At 59.5% G+C, this 26296-nt stretch carries 25 protein-coding genes, 1 tRNA gene, 1 pseudogene and 1 other annotated feature; of the genes and pseudogenes, 14 read left to right on the top strand and 13 right to left on the bottom strand.

All coding sequences use genetic code 11. From position 1 onward, the window contains the following. Positions 1-570: 570 nt before the first annotated feature. The 8 genes and pseudogenes from D5400_RS21780 to D5400_RS08730 all read left to right on the top strand — a co-directional run. Positions 571-774 (top strand): annotated as a pseudogene (locus tag D5400_RS21780) (glycosyltransferase); the annotation flags it as partial. Positions 775-837: 63 nt separating this feature from the next. Beyond that, complete coding sequence (locus D5400_RS08760) at positions 838-1821, top strand: glycosyltransferase (protein WP_342635470.1); 984 nt, start codon at positions 838-840, stop codon at positions 1819-1821. 180 nt (positions 1822-2001) lie between these two features. Then, positions 2002-2057: a sequence feature (sul1 is cis-regulatory element that is thought to sense ions involved in sulfur or methionine metabolism; They are found in Alphaproteobacteria), on the top strand. A gap of 78 nt (positions 2058-2135) precedes the next feature. Further along, a complete protein-coding gene (locus tag D5400_RS08755; RefSeq protein WP_126009605.1) occupies positions 2136-3617 on the top strand; it encodes a SulP family inorganic anion transporter in 1482 nt (493 codons plus the stop codon). Positions 3618-3712: 95 nt separating this feature from the next. Next, on the top strand, positions 3713-4966 hold the full coding sequence (locus D5400_RS08750; protein ID WP_126009603.1) for a DUF2254 domain-containing protein: 1254 nt from the start codon (positions 3713-3715) through the stop codon (positions 4964-4966). A 177-nt stretch (positions 4967-5143) separates the two neighbouring features. Further along, a complete protein-coding gene (locus tag D5400_RS08745) occupies positions 5144-5629 on the top strand; it encodes a DUF421 domain-containing protein (protein WP_126009601.1) in 486 nt (161 codons plus the stop codon). 91 nt (positions 5630-5720) lie between these two features. Further along, positions 5721-7094, top strand: a complete 1374-nt coding sequence (locus D5400_RS08740) for an ATP-grasp domain-containing protein (RefSeq protein ID WP_205665543.1) — start codon at positions 5721-5723, stop codon at positions 7092-7094. A 110-nt stretch (positions 7095-7204) separates the two neighbouring features. After that, positions 7205-9190 (top strand): hypothetical protein, encoded by a 1986-nt coding sequence (locus tag D5400_RS08735; RefSeq protein WP_126009599.1) that lies wholly within the window; start codon positions 7205-7207, stop codon positions 9188-9190. A gap of 198 nt (positions 9191-9388) precedes the next feature. Then, positions 9389-9649 carry a DUF6894 family protein gene (locus D5400_RS08730; RefSeq protein ID WP_126009597.1) on the top strand — a complete coding sequence of 87 codons (261 nt, stop codon included), beginning with the start codon at positions 9389-9391 and terminating at the stop codon, positions 9647-9649. Positions 9650-9714: 65 nt separating this feature from the next. Here D5400_RS08730 and D5400_RS08725 read toward each other — a convergent pair whose 3' ends face one another. The 6 genes from D5400_RS08725 to D5400_RS08700 all read right to left on the bottom strand — a co-directional run bounded on the left by D5400_RS08725 (position 9715) and on the right by D5400_RS08700 (position 16177). Next, entirely contained in the window at positions 9715-10566 is an 852-nt protein-coding gene (locus tag D5400_RS08725; protein ID WP_245451488.1) for a YihY/virulence factor BrkB family protein, read from the bottom strand. Positions 10567-10733: 167 nt separating this feature from the next. Further along, entirely contained in the window at positions 10734-11159 is a 426-nt protein-coding gene (locus D5400_RS08720) for a universal stress protein (RefSeq protein ID WP_126009593.1), read from the bottom strand. A gap of 10 nt (positions 11160-11169) precedes the next feature. Further along, positions 11170-13836, bottom strand: coding sequence for a TRAP transporter permease (locus tag D5400_RS08715; protein WP_126009591.1), 2667 nt, complete (start codon positions 13834-13836; stop codon positions 11170-11172). Between the two features lie 87 nt (positions 13837-13923). Continuing rightward, a complete protein-coding gene (locus D5400_RS08710; protein WP_164527827.1) occupies positions 13924-14904 on the bottom strand; it encodes a TAXI family TRAP transporter solute-binding subunit in 981 nt (326 codons plus the stop codon). Positions 14905-15403: 499 nt separating this feature from the next. Continuing rightward, entirely contained in the window at positions 15404-15781 is a 378-nt protein-coding gene (locus D5400_RS08705; protein WP_126009589.1) for a DUF1622 domain-containing protein, read from the bottom strand. Positions 15782-15922: 141 nt separating this feature from the next. Beyond that, on the bottom strand, positions 15923-16177 hold the full coding sequence (locus D5400_RS08700) for a hypothetical protein (protein ID WP_126009587.1): 255 nt from the start codon (positions 16175-16177) through the stop codon (positions 15923-15925). Positions 16178-16266: 89 nt separating this feature from the next. Between D5400_RS08700 and D5400_RS08695 the strand changes: the two genes are divergently transcribed. Next, positions 16267-16461, top strand: a complete 195-nt coding sequence (locus tag D5400_RS08695; protein ID WP_126009585.1) for a HEPN domain-containing protein — start codon at positions 16267-16269, stop codon at positions 16459-16461. A 267-nt stretch (positions 16462-16728) separates the two neighbouring features. On the opposite strand, the gene D5400_RS08690 is transcribed toward D5400_RS08695, so the two are convergent. The 4 genes from D5400_RS08690 to D5400_RS08675 form a co-directional block, all read right to left on the bottom strand. Beyond that, the gene (locus tag D5400_RS08690) at positions 16729-17361 is read right to left on the bottom strand and encodes a hypothetical protein (protein ID WP_205665542.1); all 633 of its coding nucleotides are present in this window, start codon (positions 17359-17361) and stop codon (positions 16729-16731) included. 259 nt (positions 17362-17620) lie between these two features. Next, a tRNA-Lys gene (locus D5400_RS08685) sits at positions 17621-17696 on the bottom strand. 68 nt (positions 17697-17764) lie between these two features. Then, the gene (locus D5400_RS08680; RefSeq protein ID WP_126012979.1) at positions 17765-18715 is read right to left on the bottom strand and encodes a PhzF family phenazine biosynthesis protein; all 951 of its coding nucleotides are present in this window, start codon (positions 18713-18715) and stop codon (positions 17765-17767) included. Between the two features lie 56 nt (positions 18716-18771). Continuing rightward, positions 18772-19488 carry an NUDIX hydrolase gene (locus tag D5400_RS08675; protein ID WP_126009584.1) on the bottom strand — a complete coding sequence of 239 codons (717 nt, stop codon included), beginning with the start codon at positions 19486-19488 and terminating at the stop codon, positions 18772-18774. Between the two features lie 245 nt (positions 19489-19733). Between D5400_RS08675 and D5400_RS08670 the strand changes: the two genes are divergently transcribed. Both D5400_RS08670 and D5400_RS08665 read left to right on the top strand, forming a co-directional pair. Beyond that, positions 19734-20186: a BA14K family protein gene (locus D5400_RS08670; protein WP_126009582.1), complete on the top strand. Its 453-nt coding sequence runs from the start codon at positions 19734-19736 to the stop codon at positions 20184-20186. A gap of 69 nt (positions 20187-20255) precedes the next feature. Beyond that, positions 20256-20783: a hypothetical protein gene (locus D5400_RS08665; RefSeq protein WP_126009580.1), complete on the top strand. Its 528-nt coding sequence runs from the start codon at positions 20256-20258 to the stop codon at positions 20781-20783. A 9-nt stretch (positions 20784-20792) separates the two neighbouring features. Here D5400_RS08665 and D5400_RS08660 read toward each other — a convergent pair whose 3' ends face one another. After that, the gene (locus tag D5400_RS08660; RefSeq protein WP_164527826.1) at positions 20793-21416 is read right to left on the bottom strand and encodes a COG3650 family protein; all 624 of its coding nucleotides are present in this window, start codon (positions 21414-21416) and stop codon (positions 20793-20795) included. A gap of 387 nt (positions 21417-21803) precedes the next feature. Here D5400_RS08660 and D5400_RS08655 point away from each other — a divergent pair, with 387 nt between their 5' ends. Next, positions 21804-22475: a hypothetical protein gene (locus D5400_RS08655; RefSeq protein WP_126009576.1), complete on the top strand. Its 672-nt coding sequence runs from the start codon at positions 21804-21806 to the stop codon at positions 22473-22475. A 165-nt stretch (positions 22476-22640) separates the two neighbouring features. Beyond that, positions 22641-24152, top strand: a complete 1512-nt coding sequence (locus D5400_RS08650) for an SLC13 family permease (RefSeq protein WP_126009574.1) — start codon at positions 22641-22643, stop codon at positions 24150-24152. Positions 24153-24232: 80 nt separating this feature from the next. On the opposite strand, the gene D5400_RS08645 is transcribed toward D5400_RS08650, so the two are convergent. Both D5400_RS08645 and D5400_RS08640 read right to left on the bottom strand, forming a co-directional pair. Beyond that, positions 24233-25189, bottom strand: coding sequence for an MBL fold metallo-hydrolase (locus tag D5400_RS08645; RefSeq protein WP_126009572.1), 957 nt, complete (start codon positions 25187-25189; stop codon positions 24233-24235). Positions 25190-25198: 9 nt separating this feature from the next. Beyond that, positions 25199-25627, bottom strand: a complete 429-nt coding sequence (locus tag D5400_RS08640) for an organic hydroperoxide resistance protein (protein WP_126009570.1) — start codon at positions 25625-25627, stop codon at positions 25199-25201. Positions 25628-25756: 129 nt separating this feature from the next. On the opposite strand from D5400_RS08640, the gene D5400_RS08635 reads away from it, so the two are divergent. Then, positions 25757-26230: a MarR family winged helix-turn-helix transcriptional regulator gene (locus D5400_RS08635; protein ID WP_205665541.1), complete on the top strand. Its 474-nt coding sequence runs from the start codon at positions 25757-25759 to the stop codon at positions 26228-26230. The last annotated feature ends 66 nt before the right edge of the window (positions 26231-26296 follow it).

The following is a 26296-nucleotide window of genomic DNA, read 5'->3' as shown; positions in this document are numbered from 1 at the left end:
CTGGATACTTTGCGCCATCCGCCAGACGTCGCGTTCTTGCTCGTCGGGTGAAGCGCTCGCGAACACTATGGTCCTTGATATCCCCAAGCGAGCGGATCGATCCGAAGAAGCAAATTGCCCCGACACCAAGGGGCAGCACAAGTAGTTTACAAAAATACATGTAGACTGAAAATTGGTTTCTACATCGTCAAACAAAGTACACTCTCTTAGTAAACAAGCAACGTAGCCCCTAGCGGGCTAGGATTTTCTTCGAGCACGTGAGACAGCTTGGCATCACGTCCAGCGAGGCCGTGACGGGCCGGCAAGCCCGATTGAACCCAACCCGCCGTGTCTGTGTTCTCTCCGGGCACGGCGGGCGGGTCGGGCTCCTGCCAGTCTCTGGCAAGGGCGCCTAGCGTGCGCCTGGAAGGCTCGAACGGGGTGGCTAGCCGCCTATCAGCTTTTCTGAGGACTTCGGAGAAAGCGGACATTGTCAGTTGGGCACAGTTGAGGCCATATCCGGACTGTCGGCTCTTCGTTTCGGTCTCGGAGTAAGCAGACATTGCGCTTACTCTGATTTATGTTCCAGCCATGCGGATTGGGATACATACGCTCGGCACGCGCGGTGATGTTCAACCCTATGTTGCGCTTGCTCGAAGCCTGAAGGCCCGAGGCCATCAGGTCCAACTCGCAGCTCCCGTCCAGTTTTCCGAATTCGCCGCTGATCACGGTGTTAGCTTTAGAGGCCTCCCCGCGGAATTTCTGGCGCTGCTGAACACGGCCGAGGGGAAAGCAGCTGTCGCTGGAGGGAAAGGGTTCAGCGCAGGCTTCAAGCTCTTGAAAGAGATCCGACCGTTGATGAGGAAGCTGCTCGATGGCGAGTGGCAGATGGCGAACGACTTCAGCCCGAATATGATCCTCTATCACCCGAAGTCGATTGCGGCGCCTTATATAGCCAGTGCTCTCGACGTGCCGCATGTGCTGGCGTCCCCCGTCCCCGGCTTGACACCGACCTCGGCCTTCCCGTCGCCTCTGCTTCCCTTCTCGTCACTGGGCCCATTCAATCGGGTCAGTCATTCGCTCGCGATCCATGCGGCCGAACTGCTTTTCGCACGGGAGTTGAAGGCTTGGAGAAAAGGGACGCCTGGGCTTGACGATCAACTCAAGCGCAAGTCACGTGCAGGTACGCTTTACGCTTATAGCCCGGCAGTGCTTCCCAAGCCCGACGATTGGGGGCCGGATGTTCTGGTCACTGGCTACTGGTTTCTCGACGAGCCTGGCTGGCAGCCCGATCCGGATCTGGAGGCGTTTCTCGACGCTGGGCCGCCGCCGGTCTATTTCGGGTTCGGCAGCATGCCGGGGCTCGACCCGGAGAAGATGACCGGGATAATCCTCGATGCCCTCGCCGTGACCGACAAGCGGGGTCTGCTGGCGGTTGGCGGCGGCGCGATAGACCCCGGCAAAATGAGCGATCGCGCCTTTTTCGTCAAAGGTGCACCGCATGATGTGCTTCTCCCCAGAGCATCGGCGGCCGTCCACCACGGCGGTGCCGGGACGACCGCTGCCTCCTTACGGGCGGGCCTGCCGACACAGATCATCCCGTTCTTCGGGGACCAGCCCTTTTGGGGGAGACGGGTTGAATATCTGGGAGCCGGCCCTGCGCCTCTGGACCGAAAGACATTGAACGCACCCCTGCTGGCCCAGGCATTGATCGCGATGGACGACCCGGCGATGCGATCTCGGGCGAACGCGCTCGGTGCTGCGATCAGAACGGACCGTGGGATCGAGACGGCTATCGATTTCCTGGAGCGTGTAGGCTCCCGAGCAAGCAAGGCATCTTGACGCCATTAGATGCCAGCCGGTGGTTCATTGGAGCAACATCGGGGTGCATCGCCTGTCAACACCGCCGAGCTTCAAAAGCGCGGTTTCATAAAACGGGCGAGCCGTCAGCGGCTCATTAGCTCTTCGTGCTCGGGCGCGGGTTGTCATCTGGCCCGATGTGGCGTTATGAGGCGTCATCCATCAGGACCCGGTGAAATTCCGGGTGGCTCTTCCGGCCGCCGATCCGCCGGACAACTAGATCAAATACCGTCTCCCGGTGCGACCCTTCTCTCAGAAGAGGCCGCTGGTTTGGTTCTCTCATCATCTGGATTTTCATGACCTCCTTGTCCGCTTACCGCGCGCAATGGTTCGGCAATGTGCGCGGCGACCTGCTTTCGGGCCTCGTCGTTGCCCTGGCGCTTATTCCCGAAGCCATCGCCTTTTCCATCATCGCTGGCGTCGACCCGCGGGTCGGCCTCTATGCCTCGTTTTCGATCGCCGTGCTCATCGCCTTCGTCGGTGGACGTCCGGGCATGATCTCGGCTGCCACCGCTGCGACTGCGGTGCTCATGGTCACGCTCGTGCGCGACTACGGACTTCAGTATCTGCTGGCCGCCACCGTTCTCGCGGGCCTGCTGCAAATTCTCTTCGGCCTGCTGAAGCTTGGCGCGCTCATGCGGTTCGTCTCGCGCTCGGTGATGACTGGCTTCGTCAACGCACTGGCGATCCTGATCTTCATGGCGCAGATTCCCGAGCTCGTCGGCGTTCCGAACCTGACCTATGTCATGGTCGCCGCCGGTCTCGCCATCATCTATCTGTTTCCGTATCTCACCAAGGCGATCCCATCGCCGCTGGTCTGCATCGTGGTGCTCACGACCTTGACCATCGTCTTCGGCCTCGACGTTCGAACCGTGGGCGACATGGGCAATTTGCCGTCGACCCTGCCGGTCTTCCTGATCCCGGACATTCCGCTGACCTTCGAGACCCTGATGATCATCCTGCCCTATTCGGCGGCAGTTGCGGTGGTCGGCTTGCTGGAGTCCATGATGACGGCGCAGATCGTGGACGATCTGACTGACACGCCATCAGATCGCCATCAGGAATGCATCGGCCAGGGCATTGCCAATACGGCCACCGGCTTCATCGGCGGCATGGCGGGTTGCGCCATGATCGGGCAGTCGATCATCAATGTGAAGTCAGGCGGACGCGGTCGGCTTTCAACCTTCGCAGCCGGCATCCTCCTCTTGTTTATGATCCTCGTGCTCGGCGACCTCGTCAGCCAGATCCCGATGCCGGCGCTCGTCGCCATCATGATCATGGTCTCGATCGGCACCTTCTCCTGGTCCTCCATCGTCAATCTCAAGGATCATCCGCGCTCCTCATCAATCGTCATGCTGGCGACTGTCGTTACCGTCGTCTTCACCCATAATCTTGCCTATGGCGTCCTTATCGGCGTGTTGCTGTCGGGCATCTTCTTCGCCTGGAAGATCGCGCAGCTGTTCCGTGTCTCCTCCACACCCAGTGACGACGGGCGCCACCGGACATATACGGTCGACGGTCAACTCTTCTTTGCTTCAACCGAAGACTTCATGGCGGCCTTCGATTTCAGGGAGGTGCTGGAAAAGGTCACGATCGACGTCTCGCGCGCCCATATCTGGGACATTTCGAGTGTCGCTGCCCTCGACATGGCTGTGCTGAAGTTCCGGCGCGACGGTGCCGACGTCGAGATCGTAGGCATGAACAAGGCAAGCGAGACGATCGCCGATCGCCTTGCCATTCACGGCAAGCCAGGAGATGGCCTGAACTTAAGAAATTAAGAGCTGCGCACGGCTGGTCGAAAAGCGCTACGTCTGCTGCTATCTCCCGCTTCCAACGGCAAGGGAGGCAATTAGGGATTTAGGGAGATACGGATATGACGTCGAAACTGGGCTGGATCCTTCGGCTCTTAACGAGACGATTGTGGTTTCGTAGCACCCTCATTTCATTGCTGGCTGTGGTCTCGGCGCTACTTGCCATATTTGTGGGGCCTTATATTCCCTATGAAATATCCGCATCAATCGGCGCTGACGCGGTTGATAACATCCTGACGATCATCGCCTCGTCGATGCTTGCAGTAACCACGTTCTCTGTCAGTTCAATGGTGGCCGCCTATTCCGCGGCGACGACGAATGTGACACCACGCGCCACCAAGCTTCTGCTTCAGGACGCCACTTCGCAAAATGTCCTTTCGACTTTTGTGGGCTCATTTCTCTTCAGCTTGGTTGCGATCATCACGCTCTCGATGGGGGCTTACGGCGAACAGGGCCGCGTCATCCTATTCGTGGTGACGATATTCGTCGTACTGCTCATCGTCGTCACTCTCTTGCGCTGGATCGACTATCTGACACGCCTCGGGCGTGTCGGCGAAACGACATCGGCAGTCGAAAAAGACACGGCAGAGGCTTTGAACAACCGCCATGTCCAGCCCTATCTCGGCGCAATGTTTCTGGGAGACGAAGCCGACATCCCAGCGTCCGCAGAGCCGGTGAATTCCACCGAAATCGGCTATGTTCAGCACATCGACATGGAGAGACTACAAGAGATCGCCAAGGATTGTGAAACCATCCTCTATTCGCTTGCCCTACCCGGTACGTTTGTCGACACGCGACGACCCCTAGCGCGCATTGCATGTGAGGATGAGGCCATTCGCTCAGCCGTCCGCAATTGCTACACGTTGGAAACTGAACGATCTTTCGATCAGGATCCCCGATTTGGGATGTCTGTACTGGCGGAAATCGCGCAGCGCGCACTGTCACCCGCGGTCAATGATCCAGGCACTGCAATTGATGTCATTGGAAGAAGCGTTCGGCTGCTTACAATCTGGAGCGAGCCTACCGATCGCGACGCCGTCCGATATCCAAATGTCCGGATGAATTCTGTGAAGCTTGGAGAGCTGTTCGACGATGTTTTCAGCCCCATCGCACGAGACAGCGCGTCTCTGGTGGAGGTCCATGTCCGATTGCAGAAAGCTTTGGCGGCGCTCGCGGCTCTTCCCGATCCTCGATTTCGTATCGAAGCGGCTCGACACTCCCGGCTGGCTCTTCTCCGGTCTATACCGGCGATGTCTCTGGACGAAGACAGGCAAGCAATCGACCAGGCTGCGGCAGAAGTTGCGCGGTACGCATGACTTTGTCATCGCCCAACAGCGTAGCTGCTGGGCATCAAATGTCCGACCCCCAACCATCGAAATTTCAAATAACAGTTTGATTGTTGAACCTGCGATGGATCTGCCAGTTCAGTCTTTGGATCGACCGTGAAAGCGGCTCGGGGATCATCGGCGAATTGGCGTTGGAGAAGCATTTTAATGGATTGGTCGGAAATGTTTTTTCAGAACTGGTCAGGAATCGTCCGCACGGTTGTGGTCGGCTCGCTGGCATATGCGTCGTTGGTCCTGTTCCTGAGAATTTCAGGAAAGCGGACTCTTGCCAAACTCAACGCATTCGATCTCGTTGTCACAGTCGCGCTCGGTTCAACGCTGTCTGCCATCATTCTTCAGGAGTCCATTGCCCTCGCTGAAGGTGCAATCGCCCTTGCCCTGCTGATCCTCTTGCAATTCCTTGTCACCTTCATGTCCGTCCGATCGGGCCGCTTCGCCTCCGCACTCCGATCTGAGCCTGCCTTGCTTGCGCGGGACGGCCAGTTTTGCTCCTCGGCAATGAAGCAGGAACGCGTCACGCAGGACGAGGCACTGAGTGCTGTGCGGGCTTCCGGCGGCAACGATATCGATGAGGTTGCCATTCTTATTCTCGAAAGCGATGGCACCATGAGCGTTGTCATGCGCTCGAAATGACCTTGGCTTCTTCGTCGTCAATTGTTTCGGTCGCAGAACCACATCTCGCAGAGCAGCTACAAAGAACGGCGACGATGTCTTTTCGATAGTTTTGACCATCGAACCAATATTCTCCCAACCCTTGCCTCTTTGTGGGGAATTTGCGTTAAATTTCTCATCATGCTACGTAAATCCAGCATATTATAATTCGACAATCAAACCAAATTACGGCCTCTCTAGGGCCGGGCTGGGAGATCGTATGACTGCAGCACATCCCGAAAAGGGCTATGTCGCCATTCTTGGATGGAGCCTCAAGGCAATTGAGGCGATCGCGAAATTTGACCGCCGTTATATCGTTGTCGCACCATATTGGGCCGAAGAGTACGCAACCGCCAACGATATCCCGTTCATCAAATGGGATTTCGAGCGACTTAACGACCGCTCGCATGAAATTGCGCAGACGCTCAAAGACATGGGCGTCGACGTTGCCATCCCGCTGTTCGAAGAAACCGTGGAGTGGGCTGGCGCCATCAATTCCGTCCTTCTCGGCAATCCGCGTCTTCTTGGTCAGTCGATGCTGTTTCGTGACAAGTCCTTGATGAAGCGTCGCGCCCAGCTCGGCGGTATCCGAGTGGGCATCTTCGAAGAGGCGATGGACAAGTCCGATGTCATTCGGTTCCTGAAGCGCGTCAACCAAACGCTGCTGAAACTCGAAGGCGACGTGAACGATCCGATCCACATGAAAGCCTTCGACAAAGCGGGCTGTCTCGGGCACCGCGTGATCAGGACTGCCGACGACGTCGATGCGATTTCAGACGACGAGTTTCCCGCTCTCTTGGAATCGCATTTGGACGGCTGGGAATTTGCGGTGGAAGCCTGGATCAAGGACCGAAAAATCCAGTTCCTCAACATATCGGAGTATGTGACGCTTGGTTATTCTGTCTTTGTGCCCGCCACGCCAGAACTGGAAAAGTGGCGCGGCCGCATTACGGAACAGATCGAGAAGCTGATCGAAGTTTTCGATATCGATTTCGGCTTCATTCATCCGGAATACTTCGTGACGAATGACGGCACACTCTATTTCGGTGAAGTGGCCTATCGTCCGCCAGGGTTCAATGCCTTCGAGCTGATGGAACGAGCGTATGGCTTCAACGCCTATCAGGCGTTGGTGCTCGCCTTCGATCCGAAGTCGACACGAGAAGAATTGGATGCTTTCTTCCCCGAGCCTGTGACTGGCGCAAAGGGACATGCTGGCTGTTTTGGCGTCTATCCGCGTCGGCGAGTGGTCAGCGAGCTTCAGATCCCCGATGAAACCGAAAATCATAGCTATTTCGAGTTTCACGAATTGGCGCCGCCGATGGAGCAAAAAGTTACCAAGCGCACAGCATTCGGGACCCATTGGGGGTTGGTCTACTTCTTCGGCAGCGACGCGCACCAAATGCGGGACCTGCTGAAACGACAGGAAGAGCTGGATTTTTACGTCTAGCGATTGCTTCGTTCTCTGGCGCAGGTCGCTATCGATCGAGACTGAGCCCTGCGGCATGCTGGACAAACCGTCCACAGGGCGGAACCGCAAGCCACAGGCACGGAGCGTTGATGAACCACCTGGAAATGACACGGCGACCGCTCGCTGAAACTGTCGGACAGTTCGACCGCATGCTCGAGCAATTGGAGAATGCATCGTCCTTCGCGAAGGCCAACTATCAGGGCCGTTTGCTCGACGTCGCTCGCAGGATCATGGTGAACGATGGTGGACTGGCTGTACTGCGTGACAGAGCGGCCAGAGCGGATGCTGCAGGCTTGTTTGCTGGCTCCGATTGGGACCGTCCGGAAGCTCTCTTGCCCGGTCTGGTCGGCGGTACGTTGAGAGATGGTCCGCTTCAAACCAAGATGCTTGAATGCATGAGCCTCCTGCGTTTCGGCGCAGTCGCCAGCGGTTCATATCGAAAGACCGGACTGACGGCTGAGGCAGCATCGGAATTCTTGGCCAAGGTGTTGGCGCTCAACCTCGCCCGCATATTCGGTACAAGCGACGAAGCCAGCCGGGCGTCCGCCGGGTCTCTCGATCCAGCAATAAACCGCCTCTTCTCGACTTTGCTCGAAATCGTCGGACCGATGACCATCCAGGAGAAGCTCGTGGATGAGGTCCATCGTGTGCTTGCCCAGCGTCCAATCCAGATCGACCACATCAAAGGGATGATTGCCCAAATCGCGGTGACAGGATCGAATGCCAACTTTCCGCAATCGCACCTGTCCGATCGGGCCAAGCGGCTTGTCGAGGCCGCGTTTTCCCCGACCTCTTTATGCGCCGATGACCCCGGCCTAAGCCGCTACGGAGACCGCCTCTCTTCAGCAGACGACGAAACGCTCAAGCTCGAAGCCGAAACGCTCGCCAAGCGCATGCATGAAACAGGCATCGTCTCCGACTATCATCCCGCATTCGTCCGTTGGGCGGTCGACCATCAAAGCGACGAGCTTCTTGGCAGAGCACTTGGATTGAGCAGCACCGGGCTCGATGCAATGCGATGCTATTCGGCGCTCACCCACGACCTTATCCGTACTGCGGTGTTCCCCGAAACCGCGCAGGCGGTGTTGGGTCTGGCGCTCATGTTGGAGCGAGGGATCCTGTATTCACCACCCGTCGCTCCGTCGTTCTGGCGAATGCTCGATCTGAACATTTGCAACTCTGTGCAGACGGTGCTGTCCGAGAGGTTCGGGACAAGGATTGAGCCGAGGGCTTACCTCGTGGCCGGGCTGCTGCAGATGCTTGGCTTGCCGCTCGGCGTGGGTCAGGGCAACAATCCAACCTGTCAATCAGCCCGAGCGCTCTCTCTTTGGGCGTTGAATGATCCGGACTACCTGCTGCATATCGTGGCCCAAACGGCGCTGCACGATAATCTCATCATGCATTTCGAGGGGCAGCGGATCGAAAGCAAGGATCTCGGGCACGGCTTGGTGACGACCCCCGTGCTGGACACCGACCCGATATCTGCCATCCTCGTGCCTCACCTGGATAAGCTTTATGCGGAAATGGGCCGTCGCTGCGGGAACCGAGGTGAGGATCCCCATCGCTGGATCAACCCTGAATTGCATGGTTGGTGGGTGGGGCGCGATTTCCATATCGCCGTCGACGTCAACAGCGGGCATTTAGCGGAGCACCGAAATTTCGTAAGCCGGTTTTGCGCTGCGTATCACCCAACATGGAACGGCAATCAGCAGATCGTTCACCCGCAGCCGATCGGGATAGCTGCGACGACGAACACGGGAACGTTTGTAGGATGGCACGCCATCAGCCTGATCAGGGTTTCGCTGGACCAAGATGGAGTGATGCGCGTTTATTTTTACAACCCCAACAATGATAGTGGCCAGGATTGGGGAAACGGCACCGTCGTGTCGACGGAAGGTCATGGGGAGCGCTTTGGTGAAGCCTCTCTGCCTTTCGAGCGGTTCGCGGCTCATGTGTACATCTTCCACGATGATCCCATTTCAGCCGGGGACTGCTCCATCGTGCCAGCCAGCCTGGTCGATAAAGTAGTCGCATTGACTGCAGCCGGATGGGGGATGTCCCGCCAGCCCGAATAGTCCACCGCTTCGACACCCAGCGCATCAACCGGCCACCGGTCGATCTCATCCCCGCTCACTGCGGAATCCAGAAGGCTCAAAACGAGAGCCATAGGATATGCCAATTTCCGGAACAACTCATATACCCAGCCATTTCCTTTCTATGAGATCAAGGCGAGGCCTCGTCCGATGATGGGCTCGCCCCAAGGGGAGAAGGAAATGGCCAGGTATTTTTTCGACGTCGTGGATGGAACGCGCATCGCCAAGGATGATCAGGGTCTGCAGATGGTCGACCTTCAAGGAGCGCGTGCTGCAGCAATGAATACCGTTGGCCAGATCACACGCGAGATCCTGCCAGACGGTTCGCGGCGTCACGTCGTCGTCAAAGTGAGGGACGAGGAAGGGTCCTACGTCTACGAATGCACCGTCGATTCCCAAGGGGCAGACTGCCGGGCGTTCGACGACGAGTCAGTTCCCTGACGCGATGCTGGTGCGGCGGACACAACATATCCTTCGATGTGAATTCTCGGATTGGCTGGGCATCTTTACCGAGTATCGGCGTCGCCGCGGACTCCCGCGTAAGCCTTCGTAACTTCGGCGCCGAACAGCACGATCTGGGATGAGTAATAGATCCAGAGAAGTATCGTGACGATCGACCCAGCCGCCCCGTATGTCGATGCGACCCCGCTGCTGCCGATATAGAAGGCGATCAGGAACTTGCCGAGCGTGAACATCAGCCCCGTCAGCAGCCCGCCGACCCACGCGTCATGCCACGCTACCGGAACATCCGGCAAAACCTTGAAGATTGCCGTGAACATTGCGCTGGCGCTGGCGAGGGCCAACAGCGAATTGAACGCGAACAGAACCAGTGACCAGCCTGGAAGCTTTTCGCCGAGATAGGTACCGACTGCGGTGAGGCCGGCGTCGATGACCAGCGACACCAGCAGCAAGAATCCGATACCAATAACGAAGGCGAAACTCATCAGCCGGCTGCGGGCCAACGCCAGACCCCAATGGCGAGCAGGCGGGGCTTTCCAGATCAGGTTGAGCGCGTCCTGCAATTGCACGAAGGCGCCCGTCATCAACACGAGAAAAGTCACCGTCCCGACGATAGTCGCAATGATACCGCTTCCTGTGTCGCGCGTATTCGCCAACATGGCCTCGAGCGCCTCCGCGCCCCGAGGACCCAAAAGTCCGCCCAGTTCTCCCACGAGAGCGCCTTGCGCCGCTTCCTGGCCGAACACCAATCCCGCCACGGCAACGGCTGTCAGGAGCATGGGAGCGAGCGCGAAGAGCGTGTAGAACGCGATCGCAGCACCGAGGCTCAACGCTCGATCGTTCAACCAACCCTGCGCGGCCGATACTGCGACTTCTTTGACACCTGACAATCCGATCAAGACCATCCTCCGAGCAAATGTAGGCTGGTACCAGGTCAAACACATTTGCGACCGGTTCGCCCGCCGAGTGCGGGAACGGGCCTCTTTATCCGGCGAACGCTCAAGTGTGTGCGCAAGTTGCGACGCGCCTGAAATCCGAGCTTACCAGTGTTCGTTTCGTTCGCGGATTACCGCACAACGAGAACTGAGATCTTCGCGTGTCGCACGACGCGGGCGGCATTCGGGCCGATGAGGAAATCTTCCGGGCCTGGCGTGGCAGCGGCGAGAATGATCAGGTCTGCCTTAGCGACATCCGCGTAGCGCAAGATCTCTCGATAGATCGACCCATGCCCGACGATATGACGGTGGCGGATGTCGGCCGGCACGTGCGCCTTGGTAAAGGCGTGAAGCAGACCATCCATGTGCTGGATCGCCTGTTGCTCATGCTCCTTCGGGAAGAAGCCGCCGACGATCGCCATCCCGTAGTCAGGCACGACCGTCATCACATGCAGTCGGCAACCGAAGACCTTGGCGTAATCGATCGCCGTGCTCAGTGTTTTCTCGGCCATCACCTTGTCGCCGAGATCGAGAGAAACGAGGATTTCGCGATACATCGTCGTCCCCTCACCTTGCCTGTGGGTTGCCGAAGAGCGTGCCGCCCCGTCGGCGCTGGGTAAAGAACACCAGCCCGAACAGCAGGAAGCCCGGAATGTACATGATCTCGCGCGGGAGACGTTCCGCTGGAACCTCGACCCGGGTGATCTGGACCGGCGGATCGGTATAGAAGTCGAGGCCACCGAGCGTCCTGCCCGCGAGGCTGTTGAGGTCGAGCGGCTCATCCAGCGCCACACGCTCGCCGTCCAGCATCGCCATCAGGCCGATGGCTTCCTCGAAACGCACTTCGCCGGGTGCGCCCGCTTCCCCCAGGCCAAAGGCCATGGTTCGGCTGACGATCGTGTCCGGATTATCGAAATCGGGACCCGATATCTCAAGACGGATTTCGCCACCGTCCGGCGCTGCCTCGACGACTTGGAACACCTGCTGCGGCGGCACGGTGTCGTAAGGTGCCTGCACGAGATCAAGGAAAAAGCCGGGGCGCAGCAGCAGGAACGTGACGAGCAGCAGGATCGCGGATTCCCAGATGCGGCTGCGCGCCATGAAGAATCCTTGCGTCGCAGCCGCGAAGATCAACATAGCAAAGGTTGCCTTGATGAAAATCCAGATGGCGCCTGCAACGCCGACGTCGATCAGCAGCAAATCCGTGTTGAAGACGAAGATGAACGGCAGGAGGACCGTGCGGAGGGAGTAGAAGAACGCCGTAAAGCCCGTCTTGATAGGGTCTCCGCCCGACACGGCGGCCGCCGCAAAGGACGCCAGGCCGACCGGTGGAGTCACATCGGCCATGATGCCGAAATAGAAGACGAACATATGCGCCGCAATCAGCGGGATCAGCACGCCGTTCGCCGCACCGAGTTCGACGATAACCGGCGCCATGAGCGACGACACGACGATGTAGTTCGCCGTGGTTGGCAGGCCCATGCCAAGCACCAGGCTGATGATGGCGGTGAAGACCAGGATCAGGAAGATATTGCCTCCCGACAGGAATTCGACGAACTCGGCCATGACCTGGCCGATGCCGGTCAGCGTGACGGTACCGACGATGATGCCGGCTGCAGCGGTGGCACAGGCGATGCCGATCATGTTGCGGGCGCCGAGGATCATGCCCACAATGAGATCATCGAAGCCTTCCCGCATTGCGCGGCGTGTCTCATCGGACTGCATGCCCCGGAAGAAGGCTTTCAGCGGCTTTTGCGTGACCGTGATAACAATCAGCGTCATGACGGCATAAAACGCCGACAGGCCGGGCGACAGGCGTTCGACCATGAGGAACCATACCAGGACGAAGAGCGGGATCAGGTAATGAAGGCCCGTTTTCAGAACTTCCGATGCGATCGGCAGCTCGACAACTTCTGCATCCGGATCGTCGATTTCCAGTTCCGGCGACTTCGCCGCATACCAGATCAGCGCCACATAGGCGCCGAGCAGGGACAGCAGCAGAACCGGCGCAGAAATGTCCGGAAGCAGCCAGCGCACGAACGTGATGGCGTAATAGATCGCACCAATGATCAGCACGATCGAAAGCATGACGATCAGGGTCCGCAGCAGCGCCTCGCGTCCCGACCGGTCGACGCGCTTCGGCAACGCTGGCATGTCGTTGCGCACGGCTTCCAGATGCACGAGGTAGAGCAGCGCGATGTAGGAAATGAGCGCCGGCAGGAACGCGTGACGGATCACGTCGATGTAGGGAATTCCGACATATTCCACCATGAGGAACGCGGCAGCGCCCATTACCGGTGGCATGATCTGACCGTTGACCGAGCTTGCAACTTCGACCGCGCCGGCTTTTTCGGACGAGAAACCAACCCGCTTCATCAGCGGAATGGTGAATGTGCCGGTGGTCACCACATTGGCGATGGACGAGCCGGAAATGAGACCCGTCATCATCGATGCCAGTACGGCCGCCTTGGCGGGACCTCCACGCAAATGTCCGAGCAGCGCAAAGGCGAGCTTGATGAAGAAATTGCCGGCCCCTGCCCTGTCCAGCATCGAGCCGAACAGGACGAACAGGAACACGAAGGCCGTCGATACGCCAAGTGCGACCCCAAAGACGCCGCCGGTCGACAGCCACATCTGATCCATGGCGCGAGAGAAGGAGGCGCCACCCCAGCGGATGATGTCGGGGACCAGGGTGGACGAGCCGAAGAACACGTAGGCCAGGAAGACGACGGCAACGACGACAAGCGGTGGTCCGAGCGCGCGGCGCGTGGCTTCCAGCAACAGCAGCATGCCGATGCCTGCGGCCACGATGTCCTGCGTAATCGGAAGGCCGGGTCGGCGAGCCAGATCTCGGTAGAAGAGGAAGATGTAGAGCGCGCAGAACGCGGCCGCCAGCGCCAGGACCCAGTCGAGCAGCGGTATGCGATCGCGTGGCGAGCTGGCGAAGGCTGGGAATGCCATGAAGGCCAGAAACACGCCGAAAGCGAGGTGGATCGAGCGGCTTTGGGTGTCGTTCAGCACCACCTGCAAGCCGGTCGCCTGTGCGATCATGAATGGCAAAGGCGACGCAATGTAGATTTGGAAGAGCGACCACAACAGCGCCACGCCGGCTATGACAAAGCCCGCCGTTCCGGCGGGATTGCGTGCACCCGTGTCGGTCGCTGCGACGAGATCCTGGAGTTCGTCATCGTTCATGCTCTTACGGGCGTCGACGTCCCGGGTACCGTCGCTCATGGCGCGTCTTTCATCGTGGAGGCGGCTCTCGCGCCGATAAAGCGAAGCGAACGCGCGACGATTTCGCCGCGCGTCCGAAGGCCCTGACTATTCGATCAGGCCGGCTTCTCGGAAGTACCGCTCGGCGCCGGGGTGCAGGGGAGCCGAATTGCCCTCGTTCGCCATTGCGGATGCTTCGAGGTTCTCAAGCGCCGGGTGCAGGCTCTTGAAGTCTTCGAAATTGTCGAAGACGGCCTTGACCAGCTGGTAGACGACTTCCTCGTCCACGTTGGCCGAAGCGACGAGCGTCGCGCCGACACCCATCGTCATGATGTCCTCGTCATTGCCGCGATACATGCCGCCTGGAATCGTTGCTGCGGTGTAATACGGGTACTGATCGAGCAGTGCCTGCGCTTCTTCGCCATCGACATTGACGATAACGCTGTCGCAGGTCGTGGTGGCTTCCTGTATGGCGCCTGCCGGATGCCCGACGGCATAGGCGAAAGCATCGATGTTGTTGTCACACAACGCTGCGCTCTGCTCGGCAGGCGCAAGCTCAGCCGACACGGCGAGGTTTGCAGTCGTCCAGCCACGCTCTGCCATCAGGAGATCCATCAGCGAACGCGTGCCGGAGCCAGGCTGGCCGACATTGACCCGCTTGCCTTCGATGTCGGCGAAGGATTCGATGCCGGCATCGGCGCGAGCGACGATCGTCAAAGGCTCATTGTGGAGCGAAAAGACTGCCCGCAGATCTTCCTGGGCGCCGAGCTCTTCGAAATCAGCCTCGCCATTATAGGCGTTGTACTGAACGTCCGATTGAGCGACACCGAAATCGAGTTCGCCGCCACGGATGGCATTGACGTTATAGACGGAGGCCGCGGTCGATTCCACCGAACAGCGGATGCCGTGCTCGCGTCGGTTCTGGTTCATCAGGCGGCAGATGGCGCCGCCGACCGGATAGTAGACGCCGGTGACGCCGCCTGTGCCGATCGAGATGAATTGCTGGTCCTGGGCAAGCGCAGTGCCTGCACCCAGCGTCGCGGCAAGAGCGGCGGCAACGCCGGTCATGTGGATCTTGGTGAGGGTCATTCGTGTCTCCCGTTAGTCTGTTCTGCAGCACTTTCAATGCGCGTCTGCTTGGCGCCGGAGCTTTCGAGGTCGTAGACCTCGCCACATAACGGCTTATTTTCAGCCGCATTTCAAGTTTTACGCAACATCAGCGGGTCGGAATGTCAGCTCATCAGTTTCGCTCGTCGTGAACTGCCTTCCGGATCCCAAAAATAGATCAAGGCTAGTCTTTTTTCGTCCTACCGAACGTTGCTGTGTTGGGGGCTGATCCGAAACAATGCGTTTTGGGCGCCGCAGGCCGAATAGCTGCTGACGTGCGGCCGATCTCAACGGCGGCTTGCGAGCCTGTTGCAGCCGCTCCTTCGCGCCAAAACGGGCTGGTTAGGCCCGGACGTCAATCATGTTCCTGATGTGCCCGCCGAATTGCCAGTTGGGCGCACTTCCGATGTTCTTCCTAGGCGCGAAAACCTCGCGGAGGTGGGGATGCAAGCCGGAGGCTGATTGCGTCAAAACCGAAGCATCATTTGGATGTCGGGCGCTCCAGAGGATGTTCGGCGTCGGCGCGTTGCCACGGCCATCGACCTTCGATTTCCACTTCAAGCGAAAGGCTCAAAAACGTCCGTACCAGGATAAGCGCTCCGAGCGTTGCGACTTTCTGCAGGGTCGGTTCAATGGCGACGGTCGCGATGATGTCGGCTGCAACCAAGAATTCCAACCCAAGCAAAATTGAGCGTCCGAGCCGCGCCCGCATGGCCCGGAACGGCTGACCATCCACTCCAGAGAGTAGCGCCATCCCGAAAGCGACAACAGCGTAGAGAGCGCCGACGATGATCACGGCAATTCCTGCATATTCGAGCGCCGCTATAACGATCTCGAGTTGCCCGGCCTTTTCCAACATTCTGCCGCCCCTCTTTCTATGGCGAACAGAGAAGCTCGCGGCATAGTTCCGAATTTTCCACGAAGACAAGTTGGAGCAGCACAAGGTAGATCAAACAACCCAGGTCCAGCGCCCCCCTCAAGGCTGCTCCGGAGCACAGTGCTAGCCGGCGGCGTCCGACAGATATTCTTCGAGGTTCCGAATGATTTCTTCCACGAACTGCCTATCCCCCTCGGCTTGAGGGTCCGCCAATTCCGGACTGGCCGCTAGCGAATTGCCGGCAAGCATCTCGACCGTGTCGTCATCCTGCATCATCCATCTAAGGCAGGCTTCAAGCCGTTCGGTGATCTCGCTCTCGCGCGCTGAACCTGAAAGAAATCGATTTCGATACCAGCCACGAAGCTCGGCTATGTCCATGTCGTCGGGCTCCTGTTCGACTTTCGAACCTATGGTAGCCAAAGGTGTTCCGACGCGCCAAGTGATCATTCCTCGTACAGCACACTCAGTTGCAGGCGTTCTTCAACGATAAGACACGGCGGCGGGTAGCGGAGAGTGCCGAGAAGCTACTCGACCAAAAATTAAATCGCCGCAATGACATCGTTCATGGCGACCTTACTATCGTTGTGGATCAGACCGAGATTGAGGAAACTTTGGCATTCTTCCGCGCGATTATCGCGGCGCTTGATCAGCTGGTGCGTTAACAGTGCCAGGTCATCCCTCCATTCTAGTGGGGGCGCGTTTCAACCCATAGGGCGGAAATCGTGCTGAAAAAACATTCGCGACCGATACTGGCGTTCTGAGCATGGAATGGGTTGATTTGGATCCACTGGCATCAAGATCGATGCCACGCAGAACCTGCACTGGTCCCTTTAAGTCGTGGACTTGGCCGGCCGATTGCAACTGGACAATCAAGCGTCGTCTTCGGACTGACTGATCCTGGAAAACAGCTTGTCGTGATTGACGTCTGATCAGTTCCAGACATCAGCTGCGCGACTTGTGAACGCCCTCTTGGGGGCAACATCCGTCACGAATTCTGACCATAGATTGCCTCCAAGCTTGCGCTTCGCAAAGGCACCAGCCATGCTCAGGTATGCCTTGAGCACTGCAGCCATGTCGTCAGCGAAGCCCGAGAGTATCGTCTCCGTCGCCGAACCATAGGCGAGAAAGAGCGCCTCCCGATAATTCGCTTTTCCTCGATACCGAGATGCCTGATGAATGAAGCCGATGGACTTCTTTTGAAGACGTTCGTCACGAAGCTCTCGAGCGGCCTTTGTCCGGAAATCGGTCACGCCTAAAGCCTTGAACTGGGCAGTTTTGATCAAATCCTCCTTCGCCCGCCACGCATACCAGGCGGCAGAGCCGGAGAGATATTCGGCAGCAGCGCCAAAAGCTTCAGCCGGGGTCGCTGGCTTCCAGAGCAGCTTGCCCGTGCTACCTTGCCTGTAGAATGCGACCTCCGGCTTGTAGGTGACCTCGACTAAGCTGCTTACCCGCCAACTGAAGGGGGACATGGCCAGCTCGCGGTTGGCGATCTGTTCGTCCCACAGCCGAGCCGTCCCAGCGTGATCTTCCTGGAAGGAGCCAGACTGGGCCGCGGTCATGGCGCTGGCAGCATTGGTGATACCATAGTACCAACCGAGGATGCCGACGCGGGCATAATCAGACGCTCTCGATCCACACTGGAATTGCTCGAGAGGGCATCCTCAAACGGATCTGGTAAATGCCCCCACGCTTGTGCAATTACAGCTGTTTTCGTGCCACGCCAGCCCCACTATGTGTATCAGTGTTGTGTAGCACAATTGAAGCGCAACCCCTTGGAGATCAAGGGGTCAGCGCAAAATCAGCAGCTTAGGAGAATGGTGGTGGGTGATGTAGGGATCGAACCTACGACCCGCTGATTAAGAGTCAGCTGCTCTACCAACTGAGCTAATCACCCACGGGCCCAGCCTTTCGGGCCGGAGTTGGGCGCGTATAACGTCGATCCGCGGCCCTGTCCAGCCCCTGTCACACATAAAGCAAACCTTCCGCAACCCGAACGGCGGCTCCGCCCAGGCGAGCGCGGGTGATGCGGCCAGCCGTCACATCCATGTGCAGGTGGATCTTGGAGGGGCGGCCCATCTCGATGCCCTGTTCGACAATACGGGAGTGATGGCCGTCCAGCAGGTCGTCGAACGCGTTGACGGCACCTGCGAGCGCGGCAACCGCCGAACCCGTGGCGGGATCTTCCGGCGTGCCGGAGCATGGAGCGAACATCCGCGCGTGGAAATCGGCAGAATGATCGATCCCGCCTCTGCAATAAACGAAGGCGCTCGCCAGGATGCCTTCGTCGATGGGCGCAAGCGCCTCCCATCGCGCCGGGTCGCACTGGCAATTTTCAGCAATCGTCCGGTCACGCACGGGAATGAGCACATAGGGCACGCCAGCGCTCCAGACGGAAACGACATGGTTCTCGAAGCCGACACTGCCCGGATTGATGCCGAGCGCATCCGCGACCTGGTCCCGCTTGACGATGCAATCCACTTGCCGCGGCAGACGGGGCAGATCGAACTCGGCAAATCCCGCCGGCCGATCATCGACCGCGTGGTTGCGCATGCTGACGACGGCCCGGATATTGCCGGCGCGTTCTTCGAGCATCAGCACCGTATCGCAATGGCCTGCGCCGTTTTCGGTTGAACCCTTGCGCCGATGCGCGAGCGCAACGGCGGCGCCAACCGTCGGGTGGCCGGCAAAGGGCAGTTCCTGCACAGGCGTGAAGATGCGCAGATGCGCCGTGTGATGTGCGTTTTGAGGCGAGAGCACGAACACCGTTTCGGAGAGGTTGAACTCGGCAGCGATCCCCTGCAGCGCCGCGTCGTCCAGCCCGTCCGCCTCGAAGACGACAGCGAGCGGATTGCCCGCGAGCGCCCGGTCGGAAAAGACATCGAAAATCGCATATGGCCGTGCTTGCGACTGCATCCCCACGTCGCGCACCTCCTCTTATCGGCTTCTTACCCTCTCGGTATGGCCATCCTTCAACGTTTTGAACGGAAATGCCAGTGCAGGAGCTCCGCCATGTAGAATTGGTAGTCGGAGCGCGGTGCGTCTTCCGCGCCGACAGAAAAGACGTCATCGATTTCCGGGTCGGCCTCAGCGTCGATATGAGCGCGCACCCGAGCGACCAGTTCTTCGGCCGTCATGTCGAAGAAGAAGCGCCGGACGATGACGACGACGCCGCCGATCTCCACCATGCCGTACGCTGCCTCGGCCTCAGCGCTCGCAAGATCGAGCCCTGTTTCTTCCAGCACCTCACGCCGCATGTTGCCATCGATGTCGACCTTATCCCCAACGACGTCGCTGAGGTCGAGTGAACCGCATGGGCTGTAGACGAGGCCTGCATTGGCGGTCCGCTCTGCCATGCGGCTCAGGATCACGCGATTGTCGCTGGAGACGAGGAGAGCGGAGCCGAAGAGGTGCCAGCAGCCTTCGACTGGCCGCTCCTTGAGAAAAAGCAGCAATGCCGAATAGGGCACGCGATGCGCAACAGTGGTCAGCCGGCCGTCTTGGATGTCCATCGTGGAATGGAGCATGACGGTTCCGTTGAAGAGAGCTGGATTGGCCCGCAGCGTCTGCTGCCAAGCCTCTTCGGCCGCATCTCGATGCGCGATCTCGAATGGGTGCGGCTCGGGAGACATAGGGATGGAAATTTGTGAGAGCGGGATGACCGTGCCGCCCGTCCGCTCGATTGTCATGGATGAAGCTCCTTACCGCCAATCACACGCCTTTGGGCCGCAACGGCGAAGATGCCGGTTGACTGGCAAAAGCATGCACGCCCTCCTTTCCATTGCCACGTTTTTGCTGCAACCTTTTGGAACCGGCTCTCAAAAAAGACGTTCACAAAATCGCCGGACAAGCGAAGGGACTTTCGCAACCGCCTCCTCTCCCATCCCGGCATCGGAAATAGAGGAGCGAATTTGCATTGCTCGGGAGACAAGGCATGCGCGCCTTCCTATCCATTTTGAGTGCAGTCGCGATTGCCGCGACACTACTACTACCCTCGACCGTGACAGCCCGTGCGCAGGACCGGGGCTTCGGTAATCTCGTGACCGAAGTCCAGTATCGCGACGGGCGGCGTTGGCGGGATGATCGCCGTTGGCGTGATGCACGTCGCTGGCATCACCGCGACCGTTATGCGCACCGCCCACGTCATTACGGCCCGCGTTACCGTCGCGGCCCGTCGGTCGACATCATCATTGGTGGCGGTGGCTACTACCGCCCTGCTCCGCGCTACATTGCGCCTCCACCCATCCGTCCGGTTCGTCCAGGCTATGGGTTGAACTCGGCTCATATCGATTGGTGCTACGCGCGATACCGGTCCTACCGTGCGTCGGACAACACGTTCCAGCCCTATCACGGCCCGCGGCGCTCCTGCATCTCGCCTTACGGCTGATTATCAAAGCCAGATGTGCTAGGATGAAAGCGGGTCATCGACCCGCTTTCATTTTTTCGAGGAGTGGTCATGGCTTCACTCGCGCGACGGTCGCTTCTGCCTGCGATGTCGCAGGAGACCGCACTGCTCTGGGCGTTTTTCGCAGGGATTCTTCTCTGCGCGATGCTCTATGGCGCGCTTTCCCTCTTGCGCGATGATGGCGTCGACAGGCCCTATCTGAAGATCCTCGGGTCGAGCTTCATTCTGAATTACCGCGTATCCGACATCTATATGGGTTTTTCGGCAGCCGTCGATCGCCCCATCCCCATCGGCACGGTGCTCCAGGCGCGTTTCGAAGATCCCCTCGGCGGACCACCCTATCTGGTGGAAGAAAGGATAGGCGTTCCGGACCGGCGAATTTCGTTGCGCAGCCCCTCATTGTCCGGCGTCGTGGCCGGCAAGCCCTATGGGGTCGATCTGCTTCTGCTGGACCGGGAGACCGGTGAGCCTTTTTGGGAACACCGCTTTACGGTGATGTCCGAGGTCGATGGATCCGTCGTTCCGGACGCGCCGCTGACGATAGGACCCGGCTACCAGCGGCCAGTACCAGCGCGATGAACGATTGGCTCAGTTCTGCGCGGCTGGCGCGATGGAGCAGCAGCCGCTCAGGCCCGTTGCCGTGTCCCCGCTGTCGATCACGATCGTCGTCGCAAGCCCGAACATCCTGTCCGACATGCCATCCGAACAGGCTTGAGGCATCACCACTGCCGTCATCGACTGTGCCTGCCGCTCGCCAAGAATGATCCAATGCGGCGACGGGCTGTTCATGGCCCGCGTCACGTGGCGGATCGAAAACGGCGTACCGTCTGGGTTGTCCGGCGTGTTGTAGGTCATGGAGGTTCCCGCAGCCACCACCGACCAGAACGGCTCGGTTCCGAAGCATGCGAGCCGCTCCGGCAGCACACCGGACTGCGGGGCGCCGGCTTCCCGCTCCAGAAACCGTGCTGCCACCCAGCCGCTGGCCTCGACACTGTTGATCTGCAGCCAGTTGCCCTTTCGGCCGACAACTTCGATGCCAGCCGACTGTGGTGGAAGCCTGCCGATAATGTCGGCATTCGATCGCGGCTCCAGCCGGATGTTGAGTTCGTCTCCGGGTTCGACCCCCGTCACCGCGTAGAGCGCCGGAAGCGACTGATCGTCCTCGAGAACCTCCGCGACACTTGGCGCGGCGAGACACAGTGCCGCGAGCAACAACGACGTTGACGCAAGGTGAACTGGTCGGCGAAAGAAAGTTGGTATCATGGCGGCAAGTCTATCCGCGCGCAGCACCGCAGACAATGCGATGCTTCATCTGCGGAAGGCACCTGCCGCGATTGCGCCTGATTCTCGCCTCAATCGCCGATTTTTGGGACTTAGGTCCCCACTCCGTGTATCGATGACACAGACCAAAGTCCACGGACTGAAGTCGGACATTCGAATATGTTAATGCACGATACCCAAAGTTTCCGCTCTTAAGAAGCTGAAAATACTTCATTCTTTTTGTCAGCGGGATCCTGCCCGGATTTCGCACGTGTTCTGCCTCATCGCATCGTGACAATTGCTGCAACGCACAGGGGGATAACCACGGAGAGACAGAGAATGAACTTGGACAGCCTGTTACTGGCACTGAGCGGCGATGTGGTGCTCGCCGTCAAGAATGCCACCCGCTTCGCGCATTTCATCGGCCTTGCCATCGGATTGGGCGCGGCCACCATGCTTGACCTCATGCTGCTGCGCTTCGTCGGGAGCCGCCGCATCACCTTTCACGATTGGCAGATGATCGATTTCGGCGCGCGGCTGGTCAGCTTCGGTCTGATGCTGCTCTGGATCACCGGCATCGCTTTTCTCATCCAGTACGCATTCTTCGAACCGGCCAAGCTGATGAACGAGAAGATCTGGGCAAAACTGGCGATCGTGTCGATTCTGACTGCGAATGGCATGTTCATCCACTCGATCGTCATGCCCCGCATCCGGGCGCAGATCGGCCAGACGCTCTTTGCGGGCATGGGCAGGGGTGCGCGCAATGCCTTCGTCATCTCCGGAGCGATCTCGGCCACGTCATGGTATGCGCCGGTGGCGCTCGGCGCATTCTCGCAACTGAACAATACCGTGACGGCCATCGGCATTCTGGCCGCCTACGGGGTCGCTCTGGTGGCGATGACCCTGGCGATGCAGGTCGTCATGCGCATCGCCTCGCGGACTGCTCCAGCTGCACCCGCCTTCGCAATGGCGCATCCGGACTACCAGATCCGGCTGACCTACGGGTCTTGAGGCAGCGAGCCCCGATCCTTCTCGGGTCGGGGTTTGTTGATCCATTGTGCGACGAAATGGCGCTTTGTCCCGGGCAAAGGGTTGCCTCTCGCCGAAAAAGTCTGATTGAACCCCTGAACGTCTTCCCAAGACATTTAGCGAAACGCTCAGGGATCATCTCATCACATGTCACAGAACTCCAGCAATGCCGGACCGCGCGCGCCCCAGCCCCGGCCGGACACGTCCACTGAACCGGTGCTGTCAGTCTTCAAGATAGGCTCCATCATCGCCGGACCGTTGGTCGCGTTCCTTCTGCTGGCCCTGCCCGCTCCCGAGGGCATGGCACCGGAAGCATGGCGCATGGTCGCTGTTGCCGCCTGGATGGTCATCTGGTGGTTGACCGAGGCGATCCCAATCCCCGCTACGGCGCTTGTGCCTCTGATTGCCATGCCGCTGTTCGCCATCGGCACCACAGCGGAAATCGCCCGCAGCTACGGCGACCCCATCGTATTCCTGTTCCTCGGCGGATTTCTATTGGCCGGCGCGATGCAGAAGGTCGGCCTGCACCGCCGGCTTGCCCTGATGATCGTGGCGACCATCGGCACCTCGCCGCAAAAGATCATCCTCGGCTTCATGATCGCGACGGCGTTCCTGTCCATGTGGATTTCGAACACGGCCACGGCGGTCATGATGTTTGCTGTCGGCAAGTCGGTGATCGATTTCATCTCCGAGAAGACCGACGACGACACGATCATCCGCAATTTCGGCGTCGCGCTGATGCTGGCCATCGCCTATGCGGCTTCGATCGGCGGCGTCGGCACGCTGATCGGCACACCGCCGAATGCATTTCTCGCCAGCCTGATGCGCGACCAGTACGACATCGAGATCAGCTTCTTCACCTGGATGCTGTTCGGCGTGCCGATCGTCCTCATCATGCTGCCGCTCGCCTGGCTGCTCTTGACCCGCTTCCTCTTTCCCACTCACACGATCGCAATCGACGATGCCGGCGCCGGCATCCGGAAGGAATATCGGGCGCTGCCACCCATGGGCCGCGGCGAAAAGCTCGTCGGCGTTGTGTTCATGCTGGCTGCGCTCGCTTGGATCTTCCGCACGCTGCTTGCCGACATCACCGGTCTCGCACTGGACGACACCGTCATCGGCATCGCCGCGGCGCTGCTGCTGTTTGCCATTCCGGTGAGCCGCCACACAGGCGAGCGCACGCTCGACTGGGAGACCACGAAGAAGGTGCCGTGGGGTATCCTGCTTCTCTTCGGCGGCGGCCTGGCACTTGCCGGCGGCTTCGCCTCGACGGGGTTGGCGGAATGGATCGGCCAATCGGTCGGCGGTTTGGAGATCAGCGTCTTCATCCTGGTGCTCGTCCTGACCACGGCGATGATCTTCCTCACCGAGATCACGTCGAACACGGCCTCCGCAGCCACGTTCCTGCCGATCCTCGGCGCCGTTGCCGTCGGCCTTGGGCTTGATCCGCTGCTCTTGACCGTCCCGGTCGCCGTTGCCGCCAGCATGGCCTTCATGATGCCGGTCGCAACACCGCCGAATGCGATTGCGTTCTCCTACGACCGCATGCGCCTTACCGACATGATGCGCGCAGGAATCTGGATGAACATCCTCGCGATCATCCTGATCTATGGCCTCTTCCTGGCGCTGGGCCCGATCGTCTTCGGCCTGGAGCTCTGACGAATCCACGCGTCGCATATAAAAAAGGGCCGCGGAACTGGGTTCCGCGGCCCTTTTCATGTGTTCAGACCTGAACGGGATCAGAGCGGGAACTGCCACTCCGCCTGCTGATAACGGAACCGATCACCTTCGGCGACGATGTAGCCGAAGCTCGGAAACGCCACATGGGTGGCAGCGACAAGAATGCCGTCGGCCGCGACGCGGTCGAACTGCGCACGACGCGACTGCGCAGCAAGCGCAGCATCGGTGTCGAAGCCGAAGCCCACATCCGGGTAAGCGGTATGGATCGCGGCATTGTGCAGCGTATCGCCGAGGATCAGCATCTCGTCGTCACCGCTGGCGATGTGCAGCACCGAATGTCCCGGCGTGTGGCCCGGTGCATGGATAAGCGTCAGGCCCGGCGCCACTTCACCTGCCTGAACCTGTCGCGTGCGATCGGCGTAAGGCGTTAGCGACCGGCGCGCACTTTCGAACAGGCCCTGCGCTGCTTCCGGCGCCTGCGACATCATCCCGTCATCGAACCAGAAGCCGTACTCGTCTTCATGGATGACCACTTCGGCATTGGCGAAGACGGCGGCGCCGCTGCCATCGACGAGACCTTCGACGTGATCGATATGGGCATGCGTGAGGATCACGCCGTCGATCTGGTCCGGCGTGATGCCTGCGGCTTCAAGATTGGCCACCGTGCGGCCGAGATTGGGCCCGAAAGCCTGCGACGGACCCGAACCCGCATCGATGAGCCAGGTGCCCGCATCGGAATTGACGACAAAGGTGTTCACCGCCGTCGGGATGGTCGTCCCCTGGCGCACGGAAGCGAGTGCAGCCTCGATGTCGGTTGCCGGAACGCCGGAGAAGAGATCGGCGGTCAGCGCGGTGTAGCCATCGTTGATCGCCGTGATCTCGAAGGACCCGACCTTGCGGCGGACGACGCCTGGAACTTGCACGCCGGCAAGCGGCGCTAGCGCCCAAGCAGGCAATGCCAGAGTGGAAGCGGCGGCAAGCGCCCCGAGGCCGAATGAACGTCTGGTGATATTCATGATCTGTCCCTACGCGCGGTTGACGGAAACGGAGATGTTGCCACGTGTGGCGTGCGAGTAAGGGCAGACGACGTGGGCTTTGGCAATCAGATCGTCGGCGACGGCGTCTTCCACGCCCGGCAGCGAAACGGTAAGTGCCACGTCCAGACCGAAGCCGCCCTCGTCTGCGCGTGGACCAATGCCGACATCGGCAGTCACGTTCGCATCGGCCGGAACGCTGACTTTCTCTTTCGAAGCGACGAACTTCAAGGCACCGAGAAAGCAGGCGGCATAGCCGGTCGCGAAAAGCTGCTCGGGATTGACCCCGTCACCGCCAGCGCCTCCAAGCTCCTTGGGGGTGACCAGCTTGACGTCGACGGCACCATCCTTGGTGGCCGAGCGACCGTCGCGACCGCCGGTTGCGGTGGCCTGGGTGCGGTAGAGAACGTTGACCGACATTGCATATCTCCTCTGTTAAAAGTCGAACTCGCTTATATCGTGCACGATACAAATGACAATAGGATGTCGCTATCGATTGCGTTTTGCGCCGTATCGACCTAACTCAGGGGAACGCGAGCCGGACCAGCCATGTCACAGAACAATGCAGAAGCGCCCGAGACGATCGATCCACAGGCTATGCTGTGTTTCAATCTGTATGCGGTCAGCCATGCCTTCAATCGCTTCTACCAGCCGATTCTGGATCCGCTCGGCATCACCTACCCGCAATATCTCGTTCTTCTGGCGTTGCGCCATGAAGACAAGCGTGGCGTGGGATCGCTCGGCCGCGAATTGATGCTCGATACGAACACGCTCTCCCCGCTTCTCAAGCGCATGGAGATCGCGGGCCTCGTCGGCCGCACGCGCCAGGCCGACGACGAGCGCCGCGTACTGGTGCACTTGACCGAGCGTGGTCAGGAGATCGCTGCCCGCGCGGCTCAAATCCCCGATTGCATCCTGTCCTGTCTCGACATGCCCGAGAGCGACTTGCAGCAGGCGACGGAGATCGTCTCGCGGCTGCGCCGGATGCTCGCCGACATCGACCCACCGAAAACACCGGCCTGAGGCAGAGGCATCAGACAACGGCATTTGAGACGGAAAAAGGCCGCGGATTGCTCCGCGGCCGCCTCA

It is taken from the genome of Georhizobium profundi, from assembly GCF_003952725.1.
Taxonomy (GTDB): Bacteria; Pseudomonadota; Alphaproteobacteria; order Rhizobiales; family Rhizobiaceae; genus Georhizobium; species Georhizobium profundi.
This window is presented reverse-complemented; position numbering and strand designations above follow the sequence as displayed.